General features: G+C 59.3%; 12 protein-coding genes. All 12 read right to left on the bottom strand.

From position 1 onward, the window contains the following. Window positions 1–420 precede the first annotated feature (420 nt). Entirely contained in the window at window positions 421–684 is a 264-nt protein-coding gene (locus P5W99_RS18600) for a hypothetical protein (protein ID WP_434664205.1), read from the bottom strand. A gap of 836 nt (window positions 685–1,520) precedes the next feature. Beyond that, a complete protein-coding gene (locus tag P5W99_RS18595) occupies window positions 1,521–1,841 on the bottom strand; it encodes a hypothetical protein (RefSeq protein ID WP_434664204.1) in 321 nt (106 codons plus the stop codon). Window positions 1,842–2,499: 658 nt separating this feature from the next. Continuing rightward, entirely contained in the window at window positions 2,500–3,363 is an 864-nt protein-coding gene (locus P5W99_RS18590) for an SDR family oxidoreductase (protein WP_421026635.1), read from the bottom strand. A gap of 247 nt (window positions 3,364–3,610) precedes the next feature. Next, window positions 3,611–5,239, bottom strand: a complete 1,629-nt coding sequence (locus tag P5W99_RS18585; protein ID WP_434664432.1) for an electron transfer flavoprotein-ubiquinone oxidoreductase — start codon at window positions 5,237–5,239, stop codon at window positions 3,611–3,613. Window positions 5,240–5,339: 100 nt separating this feature from the next. After that, window positions 5,340–5,591, bottom strand: a complete 252-nt coding sequence (locus tag P5W99_RS18580) for a hypothetical protein (protein WP_421026634.1) — start codon at window positions 5,589–5,591, stop codon at window positions 5,340–5,342. A 47-nt stretch (window positions 5,592–5,638) separates the two neighbouring features. After that, a complete protein-coding gene (locus P5W99_RS18575; RefSeq protein ID WP_421027072.1) occupies window positions 5,639–6,577 on the bottom strand; it encodes an electron transfer flavoprotein subunit alpha/FixB family protein in 939 nt (312 codons plus the stop codon). Window positions 6,578–6,602: 25 nt separating this feature from the next. After that, the gene (locus P5W99_RS18570; RefSeq protein WP_421026633.1) at window positions 6,603–7,352 is read right to left on the bottom strand and encodes an electron transfer flavoprotein subunit beta/FixA family protein; all 750 of its coding nucleotides are present in this window, start codon (window positions 7,350–7,352) and stop codon (window positions 6,603–6,605) included. Between the two features lie 56 nt (window positions 7,353–7,408). After that, a complete protein-coding gene (locus P5W99_RS18565; RefSeq protein ID WP_421027071.1) occupies window positions 7,409–8,155 on the bottom strand; it encodes an SDR family NAD(P)-dependent oxidoreductase in 747 nt (248 codons plus the stop codon). A 91-nt stretch (window positions 8,156–8,246) separates the two neighbouring features. Continuing rightward, window positions 8,247–8,603: a BON domain-containing protein gene (locus P5W99_RS18560; protein WP_434664200.1), complete on the bottom strand. Its 357-nt coding sequence runs from the start codon at window positions 8,601–8,603 to the stop codon at window positions 8,247–8,249. 93 nt (window positions 8,604–8,696) lie between these two features. Next, window positions 8,697–9,812, bottom strand: a complete 1,116-nt coding sequence (locus P5W99_RS18555; RefSeq protein ID WP_421026631.1) for a porin — start codon at window positions 9,810–9,812, stop codon at window positions 8,697–8,699. Between the two features lie 364 nt (window positions 9,813–10,176). Next, the gene (locus P5W99_RS18550; protein WP_421026630.1) at window positions 10,177–10,611 is read right to left on the bottom strand and encodes an acyl-CoA thioesterase; all 435 of its coding nucleotides are present in this window, start codon (window positions 10,609–10,611) and stop codon (window positions 10,177–10,179) included. 122 nt (window positions 10,612–10,733) lie between these two features. Further along, on the bottom strand, window positions 10,734–12,041 hold the full coding sequence (gene hisD / locus P5W99_RS18545) for a histidinol dehydrogenase (protein WP_421027070.1): 1,308 nt from the start codon (window positions 12,039–12,041) through the stop codon (window positions 10,734–10,736). Window positions 12,042–12,157: the final 116 nt, after the last annotated feature.

The raw sequence follows: 12,157 nt of genomic DNA, 5'->3' as shown, positions 1-12,157 counted from the left end.
ATCTCATCGCGAGCCACCGGGACTTTACTGATGGCGACGCGGCGCACAAACATCCTCCACCGGATATCCATAGTACTCAGTACTGCAATCTTATATCGTGACGTACCTATCCCCTGTACGGCCGCGCCGATGCGCATGGTGAGTCCCGGCCATGTGCGTCATCGTCATGTTTCTCAACACCGGCGGCGCCGCGCGTTCACGCAGCGCGGCCGGAGGCAGTAGCGACACGATGACCGTATCGCCTGGAATGAATGACGACGATCCGAGGCGAGGTAACCTTGATCGGCCCTGCGAAAGGCTGCTGCCGCTGATCCACGCGGACAATCGAACACCCCGGGGAAGTCGTCAAACGGACGGCAGCTGTAACCCCTGCGTAATGGAAAGTATTGCCAGCGCACGATGAAGCTCGCACCTTGCAGCCTATTTGTAGCGTGGACCACCGATGTAGGTCTCCGCTAAGCGCACCGGCGCAGAGAATGCCGTCTCGCCTCCCATTGCGTGATCAAGGGCGGCGATGGCCCGATTTATCGACGCCGGTTCAGCCCCAAGTGTCCTGGCCTCGCGCATGTAGAAATTCACGGCGTCGAGGCCGTCAATTTCGTGATATTCGCTCTCCAGTTGTCCCGGCCAACGAGCCTTCAGTGTTGTTTCGGATGGCAACTTTGACCCGACACCGTTCGCCATGGAAAATACACAGCCTGTTCCCATATGCAATACCTCACGGGCGGGTCCCCGCAGTGCAGGTTGGTGACCTTCGTCAACAGGATAACGCCGCTCCTTCGCTCCACTTTCATTACAAAGGCTTCGACACTACTACGAGCAGCTCCGCCCCTCGCTCCGGCATCGGTATTCATTCTCATGGTGTCTGCCATTTGTCTTTTCCCTTAACATCCGAAGCAAGGTTCTCACGTTCCATACCAAAGCCTGTGTTGAGCTCATGCCGTCTATACACCGGCTGCCATCGGGTCCGTAATCAGGTGTCGTCCCGACTGATCCTGGAGCGGACCATCGGCTCCAGTTTTGACAGCGTCTTAGTGGGATAACGATGCGTCATCGAACGGTTTGCTCTCGCTCATCTTCTCAACACGTACCTGCCATCCTTGACGAATGACTTTTCCACGATCGCTCACCACCACGTCTTTTGAACGCAGCAGCATCGGGCGGTTTGAAGCCTGCTCCTGAAAGCCGACTTCGGGAGGCCTGCTCCCATCTTCGGTACAGCACCGCAGGCTCCCGCCTGCGTTCGTGACACACATGGTCCGCCCCATTTTTGCAACCCTGAATTTCAATGTTGTGTTGGCTTGCCTAAATCTATTCGGCGTCGTTTTGGGGAACTGCTCTCCGCGCCACGATGAGATTCGCGCCTGTAGATCCTCTAAACTTGGTCGGCTTCATAAGCCTCATTAGTTCGGACGCAGCAGCACCGGGCGGTTTGAAGCATGCTCCTGAAAGCCGACTTCGGGAGGCCTACTCCCATCTTCAGTACAGCACCGCAGGCGCTCGCCTGCGCTCGTGAAACACTAAGTATTCCTATCTTTATAGAGCGCTTTTTCGCCGCTTGACCCATGCAAACGTGCAAGTGAGTGCGGCCGAAATGGAATCGAAAACTCGGCCCTTTCGGAAGCACAAGCCTCTGCAAACACACTAAAGGCGTCAGGCCGGTGGAGCGCAAGCGCATAGCGCCAGGTAGTTAAAGTCAAACTCAACCGCGACGCGAGTTCATTGAACTGAACCATGCCGAGAAGCGTGGCGATCAGATCACTCTTTCGGGCCGTTGACATCGCGGCGATGTGCGAAAGGTTGTCGATTCCCGGCGTAGGTTTTTGCAGAGCGAGACACATGGCGTAGGTTCTCTCCCAACAGGGGAAAAACCTACGCCAGCATCACCGACTCAAACAGAGAAAGGTGAGCGAAAGCTAATTAACCTAGCGCTTGTAACCCAACATAAAACCCATTTAAATCAATTACTTAAATTTAAATCCAGCAAATCTTGCCGCTCCTCATCAAGCCGAATATTTCTTTTCTTTCATTCGTTCATTATTTTTTCGGATATGCGAAAAGGCGGGTGCCATGCCGCTACGAAATTCTAGAAAACGCTTATTTTTCAACCATCTAAGCGCCGACACCGGCATTCATCCGAATGTCGATCTGACTATTCGTTTTCTTCGAAGTAGTCGCGCGGCCTTGTCTGGCAGGACATCGAGCAAAAACCTACGCCAAAACTTACGCCGGATCTCTTCGCAACTCCTTGGACATCGATGTCGCATTCCGGCAACAGAGGAAAAGGAAGCTTGATAGTTACCGCATAACTGGGTGTGCAATCACCGCGCAGAATGCCCGCAGCACCGTGAAGCGCCGGGTCATGGCGGCCGCTACATGGAGCGCACGGCCCGGTAGTCGCCTGGAGTTTTCCCCGCTGAACGCTAGAAGTTCTACAAAGGAAGGTGTCTGCATGCGATCCGGATTCATTGCCGCTTTCAATGAATGTGGCTGCAAACATCAGTCCTTTAACATCGCTGGCAGCGAAGACAGATGAAATCCGCAAAACGGCGTGCTGCGTTCATGTGCGGCAAGCGGCTGGCCACCCGGGGCGTTGATCGCTCCGCCGTCGACTCGCAGACAACTGCCGGTGATGTATGCCGCCGCCGGGGAAAGCAGGTAAACAATGCACGCCGAGACCTCGGCCACATCGCCATACCGCTGCATGGGAATGCCGCCGATGTGCGCACGGATGGCAGCCGCGCCATCGGCACTGTAGTTGTCGAAGCCGCTGGACGCGATCAGGCCTGGTGCCACCGCGTTGACACGCACGCCAGAAGGCGCCCATTCGACAGCCGCCGTTTCCGTCAAGTTGAGCATTGCGCTGCGGGCGGCAGCGGAATGAGCGAAGCCGGGCAGCCCATGATCCACGGCGGCGATCATGTTGACGATGACCCCGCCGTGCCGTTCCATCCAACGCGTGTAGACCTCTCGCATGAAGATGAAGCCGCCCGTCAGGTTAGTACGGACCACGGCTTCGAATCCCCGCGTGCTGAAATCTTTCAAGGCGCCGTAATACTGGCCGCCTGCGTTGTTGACGAGACCGTCGATGCGCCCCTTCAGCGTCAGCACTGATTCCACTGCGGACTCGACTGCTGAATCGTCGCGAATGTCACAACGATGAGCGGAAGCTTCGCCGCCCTCGGCTAGCAACTCATCCCGAACGGCATGCAGTTTCTCGACATTGCGGCCAACCAGCGCGACATGAGCGCCAAGAGAAACGAGCTCGTGCGCCGTGCAGCGCCCTATTCCGCTTCCACCGCCAGTGACGATAACAGTCTGCCCGGCGAACAGATCGCGCCGAAATACTGAGTGGTAGGGCATAAGCGGTCTCAAAGTAAAGCAATAGACGAATAACGCTCAGTGGGTCTCGGTGGTGCGGGGGGCCTTGATTCTCCGGTGCTCGCCGGGACAGCACCACCGCCCGCCCCTACGGACCGGCTGTTACTTGATGAAGCGCCTGCCTTCGATATGCCATGAAGCGCGTGGGGGTCGCCTGAAAACAAATGATTTGAAACTGATCTTTTCGGGCTATCTCGCTGCCGGATTAAACCTGTCACCGCTCCGGCCGTTACATATTCGGGTAGTTGGGGCCGCCACCACCCTCGGGCGTCACCCACACGATGTTCTGCGTCGGATCCTTGATGTCGCAGGCTTTACAGTGCACGCAGTTTTGCGCGTTAATCTGCAGGCGATCCTCGTCTGAATCGTCCTTGACGAATTCATAGACGCCTGCTGGACAGAAGCGCGATTCGGGACCCGCGTAAGTTTTAAGGTTGATGCCCACCGGAACGGTGATGTCCTTCAGCGTGAGGTGGGCCGGCTGGTTCTCTTCGTGATTCGTATTGGAAATAAACACAGAAGAAAGGCGATCGAACGTGAGCTTGCCATCGGGCTTCGGATACTCGATCGGCTTGCACAGCGACGCCGGCTTGAGCATCTCGTGATCGCGATGCTGGTGATGCAGCGTCCACGGCACATTGCCGCCCATGAGCTTCTGCTCGATGCCCACCATCAGCGTGCCCAGGTACAGGCCCTTGCTCATCCACTGCTTGAAGTTGCGCGCCCGGTACAGTTCCGTGTAGAGCCATGACTGCTTGAACGCTTCCGGGTAGGCGGCAAGCTCATCGCACTGGCGGCCCGCCTGCACCGCGTCGAACGCCGCTTGCGCAGCGAGCATGCCGGTCTTGATCGCCGCGTGGCTGCCCTTGATGCGCGCCGCGTTCAGGAAGCCCGCGTCGTCGCCCACCAGTGCGCCGCCCGGGAACACGAGCTTCGGCAACGACATCAGCCCACCCGCCGTCATCGCGCGTGCGCCGTACGAAACGCGCTTGCCGCCTTCCAGGTATTTGCGGATCGCCGGATGCGTCTTGTAGCGCTGGAATTCCTCGAACGGCGAGAGATACGGATTCTGGTACGCGAGACCGACGACGAAGCCCACCATCACCTGGTTATTGTCCGTGTGATAGAGGAATGAGCCGCCGTAGCTGTCCTTTTCGAGCGGCCAGCCGGCCGTGTGGATCACCAGACCCGGCTTGTGCTTCGCCGGATCGATCTCCCACAGCTCCTTGATGCCGATGCCGTAGACCTGCGGGTCTGCGTCCTTGCCGAGCTTGAAATGCTCGTTCAACTGGCGGCCCAGATGCCCGCGGCAGCCCTCGCAGAACAGCGTGTACTTCGCATGCAGTTCCATGCCGAGCTGGAAGTTCTCGGTCGGCTCGCCATCCTTGCCGACGCCCATGTTGCCAGTGGCCACGCCCTTGACCGAGCCATCGTCGTTGTAGAGCACTTCGGCGGCCGGAAAGCCCGGGAAGATTTCCACGCCCAGCGCCTCGGCCTGCTGGCCCAGCCAGCGCGTGACGTTCGCGAGGCTGATCACATAGTTGCCGTGGTTCTTGAAGTTGTCCGGCAGCGCCCAGTTGGGCACCGTTTTCGCGCCATTTTCCGAAAGGAAAAGAAATTGATCTTCGGTAACGGGCACGTTCAGCGGCGCGCCCTGTTCCTTCCAGTCGGGAATGAGCTCGTCGATGGCGCGCGGATCCATGACCGCGCCCGAGAGGATATGCGCCCCGATTTCCGAGCCCTTTTCCAGCACGCATACGCCGATTTCGACGCCTTTTTCCGCTGCCAGCTGTTTCAGGCGGATCGCCGCGGACAGGCCTGCCGGGCCGCCGCCCACGATCACCACGTCGTATTCCATCGACTCGCGTTCCGTTGCGAGCTCATCTTCCAGGATTGTTGGGATCGACACCGAACATCACCTCCATTTCTAACTGCTGGATGCACTCTGCCGCGCACGTTCACGTGCGCTGAATGCCATACTGGCCGATCGCGGGCAACCTATTTTCGGGAGGAAACACCCGCCACGCACCATCGTCATGCCGAAAAAACACGATCTCGTAGACGCTCGACGTGCACACCGATTCAACGCGCACGTAGCGCCAGGTCTTGTATCGCGAGCGACTGAATTGCGTCACACGCGCCCTGCTCGTCGAGATCGGTCCAAGCCACTTTTCGACCTGCGCACGCAGCGAGCCGCCCCGGATTTCCATGCTTGCCTCCAATAAAGCGATTCAGTCGCCTCCTCAACTGGAATCACTCAAGACTGAAATGCGTTCGCCAGATTTGGCACCTGTTCGAACAGATCGCCGACGAGGCCGTAATCGGCCACGCTGAAGATGGGCGCCTCTTCGTCTTTGTTGATCGCCACGATCACCTTTGAGTCTTTCATGCCCGCGAGGTGCTGAATCGCGCCTGAGATGCCCACCGCGATGTAAAGCTGTGGCGCGACGATCTTGCCGGTTTGGCCCACCTGGTAATCGTTGGGGACGTAGCCTGCGTCCACTGCTGCGCGCGAGGCGCCGAGTGCAGCGTTGAGCTTGTCGGCGAGCGGCTCCAGCACTTTCGTATAGTTCTCGCCGCTGCCCAGACCCCGGCCGCCCGAGACGATGATCTTCGCGCTCGTGAGTTCCGGACGGTCGAGCTTCGTGACTTCACGGCTCACGAACTGCGAGAGGCCGGAATCTGCCGCTGCGTCGATTTTTTCCACGGTCGCGCTGCCGCTTTCTGCTGCGACGGCATCGAATGCCGTCGTGCGGACCGTGATGACCTTGATGGGATCTTGAGATTGCACCGTCGCAATCGCATTGCCTGCGTAGATCGGACGCTCGAACGTGTCCGGGTTCTCGACTGCGGTGATATCGCTGATCTGCGCGACGTCCAGTTTCGCGGCGATGCGCGGCGTGACGTTCTTGCCCGCAGCCGTCGCCGGCGCGAGGATGTGCGAGTAGTGCTTCGCGATGGAAAGAACCGTCGCTTCGACGTTTTCGGCAAGTCCTGCTTCGAGTTGCGGCGCGTCGGCCAGCACTACCTTCGCCACGCCGGCGATCTTCGCGGCTGCGTCAGCAGCAGCTTGCGCGTTGTGACCCGCGACCAGCACATGCACGTCGCCGCCGATCTTCTGCGCGGCAGCCACGGTGTTCAGCGTCGCAGCCTTGATGGTTACGTTGTCGTGTTCGGCTATTACCAGATTCACCAGATTCGTCATTTCTTTCTCGCTTACCTTACAGCACCTTGGCTTCGGTCTTCAGCTTCTCGACCAGCGTCTTTACGTCGGCAACCTTCACGCCTGCGCTGCGCTTGGGCGGTTCGGCAACCTTCAGGGTCTTCAGACGCGGCGCTACATCGACAACGAGATCCGAGGGCTTGACCGTTTCCAGCGGCTTCTTCTTCGCCTTCATAATGTTCGGCAGCGTGACGTAGCGCGGCTCGTTCAGGCGCAGGTCCGTCGTGACCACGGCGGGCAGCTTCAGCGACAGCGTTTCCGCGCCGCCATCGACTTCACGCGCGACCGTGGTCTTGCCATCGGCAACCGTGATCTTCGAAGCGAACGTCGCTTGGGGCAAGCCAGCCAAAGCAGCGAGCATCTGGCCGGTCTGGTTCGAATCGTCATCGATGGCCTGCTTGCCGAGAATGACCAACGAGGGTTGCTCCTTGTCGACGAGCGCTTTCAAAAGCTTCGCGACAGCCAGCGGCTGCAGGTCTTCATTCGATTCGACGAGAATCGCGCGATCCGCGCCGATCGCGAGCGCCGTGCGCAGCGTTTCCTGCGCTTGCGCGACACCGGCGGACACGACGATGACTTCCATCGCCACACCGGATTCCTTCAGACGAACTGCTTCTTCAACAGCGATTTCATCAAACGGGTTCATCGACATCTTCACGTTGGCGATGTCGACGCCGGTGCCATCCGACTTCACACCAACTTTCACATTGGCATCCACTGCCCGCTTGACCGCAACCATGACCTTCAAAATGCTCTCCTGACCTAAGGAACCTGCCCGTATCGTCTTTACATCCCTGTGTGCAATTAGCGCATGCCGCAATCGATATCGATGGTCATTGCGTTCAAGTAGGCGTTTTCGACGATATGCTTTACCAAGCCCGCGAACTCCGCCGGCCTTCCCATGCGCCGTGGAAACAGCATCTTTTCCACAATCCCGTCTGAAACCTTTTGCGGCATCCCCGCGGACATGCCCGACTCGAAAAGACCAGGCGCAATCGACACCACGCGGATGGCATGCTCGGCCAGATCGCGCGCGATCGGCAGCGTCATTCCGATCACCCCTGCTTTGCTCGCGCTATAGGCGGCTTGTCCCATCTGTCCCTGCCGCGCGGCACCCGACGACGTATTGATGATCACGCCGCGCTCGCCCGTTTCATCAGGTTCGTTGGCGGTCATGGCAAGGGCCGCGTAGCGAATGACGTTGAACGTACCCGTGAGATTGACGCCGAGCACCCGGTTCCAAAGGTCGGAAGAAAATAGCTGACCTTTCGAGATCGTCTTGCCCGGACCGAGAATGCCCGCACAGTTGACTGCAACGTGAACCGCTCCGTGCAGCTCGACCACGCGCTCGATACCCGAGCGCACACTGGTTTCGTTCGACACGTCGACGGCTATGCCATTCGTGCTGACACCGAGTGCCTCGTCGAGCCTGGTTTGGTCGAGATCGAAGCCCACCACCTTCGCGCCTGCCGCTGCAAGCGCCTTGCAGGTCGCGAGCCCCAGCCCGGAGGCCGCCCCCGTAACGATTGCCACCTTGTTTTGCAGATTCATCTTGCTTGCCCTTCCCATTGCGATCGATTTTTCCGCAGCCGCCCGCCCGGACACCTGACCTCCAGGTGCCCGGGGGCGAACGCCGCGTCCGCTATTGACTTCCCGACAGACCAATGATCGCCAGCGCATTCTTTACCGACGTCACGCCGTGAACACTCTGCGCCGCCTGGCTTGCCAGATCCACTTCGGCCTGTTCCGGAACCGACCCTTCGAGCGTCACAATTCCCCCTTTCGCCCGGACGGTGATGCGCGTGGTATTGAGCCCTTTGGTCCGTGTAAGCGCGCGGACAACCTCCTTGCGCAACGCCCGGTCGGCGGCCTTGCTGTCGATGTCCGGCGTCGCCATGGCTGACGATGCCGCCGGACTGCTGCCCTGCGCATCAGCACTCAGAGGCACCGCAATTGCGCATGCCACACCGACAATTATTCGAATACCTAACGATTTCATGTATTTTCTCTCTATGCGATCTCGTCACCCTATCTTCGTGGGTCCGTCTGATGCCGTGCGCGCGTATGCATTTTCATGCGCGGGCGCACAGCATCAGAAGCGATGACTCATCCCCAAGGCGACCATAGTCTGTGTGGCATTCGCCCCGCTGACTGCAATACCGGGCCAGCTCATCGTTGAGGTGCCGTTGTTCTTCATGTAACCCGCGCGTGCGTAAATTGTCGTGCGTTTCGATAACAGATGATCGATACCGATTTCGACGCCCGGCGTATTGTCATGCACCCCTCGCACGTTGCGCTCGATGCCGGCGATTTCGATCGTATCGGCCGATGTCGCCTGAATCGTCGCGCCTACTTCCGCAATGCCATATGAATGGGCCGCGCCAAGGCGCGCAGCAAGCGATCCTGCGGGAGCATCCTTCGAGCGGTTATATGTATAGTTCGCCTGCAGGTTGACGATGCCTATGCGGTACGCGAGCGCCGCGACGAAGCGCTCCGTGCCGAGCAGATTCAGCGCGACCGGCAACCCCGGCACCGACTCGCTACCCGAATGCTGGTTCTGGTATGCAAGGCCCGCGTAGAAGCCATAACCCGAGTACGTCAGCGCAACATCGAAGATATTGCCCATGGTCTGCGGAATTGGCAGCGTCGTCGTTGCAGCGAAGCCATACATCGCATACAGCTTCAACCCTCCAACGACAGGCGACTGATAGACGATCGAATTGCTGCTGCGGCCCTGAGCGCTCTGGGTGGCAATCGTCTTCATATCGACAGCGGAGGCCGCGGCGGCCAGCGGCGACAAGACTTCGTTGCCGCGAAAAGGATCGGTTGGATAAATCGCCCAGAAGGTAGGCTGATACTGGCGGCCTAACGTGAGCGACCCGTATTGAGCATGGTTCAGGCCAACCCATGCCTGGCGGTAAAAGAGCGCGGAGCTATCCACGAAGAATCCGCCGTTGCTGATGTTGTATCCGTTCTCCAGGGTAAATACCGCTTTCAGGCTACCACCGAGGTCCTCGCTTCCGCGCAGGCCGAAGCTCGACCCCGTATTGCCGCCGCTGCGCTCCGACCACGAATGCTTTGCGCCGTTACCGAGGAACTGGATGAACGTGTCGGCCACACCGTATACGGTGACACTGGACTGCGCGGCCGCCGATCCCGCCGCGACAAGCAGTGACATCCCTATCATATATTTAGAGCTACTACGCATGCATGTCTCCTCCGTCTAAAGCCGTGCCCGGTTGGACACGAATAAAGCAATGTCACGCGCTTCTGTAAACTCGACTATCCAGGATAGGGCCGCGTATTGCCTCGTCACCCGAATTTCGCAACTGTGATTTATCGATTTACGCGCGCTTTGTTCTGCTTTTGCACAATCTGATTCCGAACCGAAAACCGCACGGAAAATGCCCCGGTGCGCCTCGATGCGTATGTGTGTCCCATCGAGATCGAAACCACATGCCAAGCATAGATGTCTCTTCGCCGCCCTTGTCCCCCTCGCGAATAGGGGGTGGCGCTCGCGCCGCTCCAGCCGTGGATCCGTTTCGCGCGGGCAGCCGCTCGAGGGAAGCGCGTCAGGCCGTGAGCGGCGTCAGCACCGCAAGCAATGCATCGGATAGCGGCTTCGGACGCCGCGTCGCGCGATCGACATAGACGTGAACGAAATGGCCCTGCGCCGCGGGCTGGGAGTCACCTTCCCGAAACAGGCCAATTTCGTATCGCACGCTCGACGTGCCGATCTTCATCACGCGCAGTCCTGCGTCGACGCGCTCCGGGAAAGCGAGCGACTCGAAGTAATTGCACTGAGTTTCGACGACGAGTCCGATAGCATCGCTCGCCCCAAAATCGAGCACTCCCGTCCGTAGCAAATATTCGTTGACGACCGTGTCGAAGTAGCTGTAATAAACGACGTTATTGACATGCCCGTAGACGTCGTTGTCCATCCAACGGGTCGGAATGCAGAGAAAATGCGGATAGGCGTCGCGCCCTCGCGCGCTCGGTTTGTTCATGTCTGGCTGGCCTGTTCGAATAAATCTGGACGCTATATGGCCGCATCGGTGTCATGGTGCCCGGGGCCCACCGCGATACGCGGCAGCCCCGGCCCTGCGGCTTTGAACACCTCGATGCGCGATCAGACCGCCACGCCCGCGTAAGGAACGGCTTTGTTGCCATAGCGCCGCACCCGCAGATTGGCTTGCTCGCCATGCCCCGCAAAGCCTTCCAGCGCGCAAAGACGCGAGCAGTATTCGCCGATCATGGCCGACGCCTCGTCCGTGATCACCTTCTGATAGGTGCAGGTCTTGAGGAATTTCCCAACCCACAGGCCGCCCGTATAGCGTGCCGCCTTGCGCGTAGGCAGCGTGTGATTGGTGCCGATGACCTTGTCGCCAAACGAAACATTGGTGCGCGGGCCGAGAAAGAGCGCACCGTAGTTCGTCATATTTTTCAGAAAGTAGTCGGGATCGCGCGTCATCACCTGCACATGCTCGGAGGCGATTTCGTCTGCGATGCGCACCATCTCTTCGTCGCTTTCCGCCACGATCACCTCGCCATACTTCTCCCACGACTTGCCTGCAATAGCGGCCGTCGGCAGGATCTCGAGCAGCCGTCCGACTTCCTTCATGGTTTCACGCGCGAGCCTTTCCGAGGTCGTGAGAAGGATCGCCGGGGAATCCGGGCCGTGCTCTGCCTGGCCGAGCAGATCCGTCGCGCACATTTCCGCGTCCACGGTTTCATCCGCGATGACCAGCGTTTCCGTAGGTCCAGCAAAGAGGTCAATGCCCACACGACCGAACAGCTGCCGCTTGGCTTCGGCAACGAAGGCATTGCCGGGTCCCACCATCATGTCAACGGGTGCGATGCTCTGCGTACCAATCGCCATCGCGCCGATTGCCTGAATGCCGCCGAGGCAAAAGATCTCGTCGGCGCCTGCCATGTGCTGCGCAGCCACGATTGCCGGCGCGGGCTTGCCCTGGAAAGGCGGCGCGCAGGTCACGATACGCGGCACGCCCGCGACCTTCGCCGTGATCACCGACATGTGGGCCGACGCGAGCAGCGGATATTTGCCGCCGGGCACATAGCAGCCGGCCGCGTTGACCGGCAGGTTCCGGTGACCGAGAACGACGCCGGGCAGCGTTTCCACTTCGATGTCGCGAATCGAATCGCGCTGATGGCGCGCGAAATTCTCGACCTGCTTCTGTGCGAATTCGATATCGGCAATATCGCGCGCACTGAGTTGTGACAGACATTGATCGATTTCGCTTTGCGAGAGCCGGTAGTCTTCTCGTTCGAGCTTGTCGAAGCGCACCGAAAGTTCCCGCACGGCCGCGTCGCCGCGCGCTTCAATATCCGCGAGCGTGGCTTCGACGGTCTCGCGCACCTCGCGCGCTGCCGCTTTCAACACTTCAGCTTCCGCACCGCGCTTGAGCCAATTGGCCATTTTCATTCCTCATCGTTCAAAGTGGGTTGATTCGTTCCGGCGCGAGGGCTGCTGCCCACCCGTCCTCCACCGAGCCGATGTTTCGCGAGGCGTAACAGGCGCTCCCGGCAACGCGC

It is taken from the genome of Paraburkholderia sp. A3BS-1L (assembly GCF_051125215.1).
Classification (GTDB): domain Bacteria; phylum Pseudomonadota; class Gammaproteobacteria; order Burkholderiales; family Burkholderiaceae; genus Paraburkholderia.
The sequence above is the reverse complement of the archived record's forward strand: the minus strand, read 5'-3'. Positions and strand labels throughout refer to the sequence as shown.

Excerpts from the sequence above, each read along its gene's own strand:
- P5W99_RS18600 (WP_434664205.1), bottom strand. The coding sequence starts at position 684 with ATGGCGAACGGTGTCGGGTCAAAGTTGCCATCCGAAACAACACTGAAG.
- P5W99_RS18595 (WP_434664204.1), bottom strand. The coding sequence starts at position 1,841 with ATGTGTCTCGCTCTGCAAAAACCTACGCCGGGAATCGACAACCTTTCG.
- P5W99_RS18590 (WP_421026635.1), bottom strand. The coding sequence starts at position 3,363 with ATGCCCTACCACTCAGTATTTCGGCGCGATCTGTTCGCCGGGCAGACT.
- P5W99_RS18585 (WP_434664432.1), bottom strand. The coding sequence starts at position 5,239 with ATGGAATACGACGTGGTGATCGTGGGCGGCGGCCCGGCAGGCCTGTCC.
- P5W99_RS18580 (WP_421026634.1), bottom strand. The coding sequence starts at position 5,591 with ATGGAAATCCGGGGCGGCTCGCTGCGTGCGCAGGTCGAAAAGTGGCTT.
- P5W99_RS18565 (WP_421027071.1), bottom strand. The coding sequence starts at position 8,155 with ATGAATCTGCAAAACAAGGTGGCAATCGTTACGGGGGCGGCCTCCGGG.
- P5W99_RS18560 (WP_434664200.1), bottom strand. The coding sequence starts at position 8,603 with ATGAAATCGTTAGGTATTCGAATAATTGTCGGTGTGGCATGCGCAATT.
- P5W99_RS18555 (WP_421026631.1), bottom strand. The coding sequence starts at position 9,812 with ATGCGTAGTAGCTCTAAATATATGATAGGGATGTCACTGCTTGTCGCG.
- P5W99_RS18550 (WP_421026630.1), bottom strand. The coding sequence starts at position 10,611 with ATGAACAAACCGAGCGCGCGAGGGCGCGACGCCTATCCGCATTTTCTC.
- hisD (WP_421027070.1), bottom strand. The coding sequence starts at position 12,041 with ATGGCCAATTGGCTCAAGCGCGGTGCGGAAGCTGAAGTGTTGAAAGCG.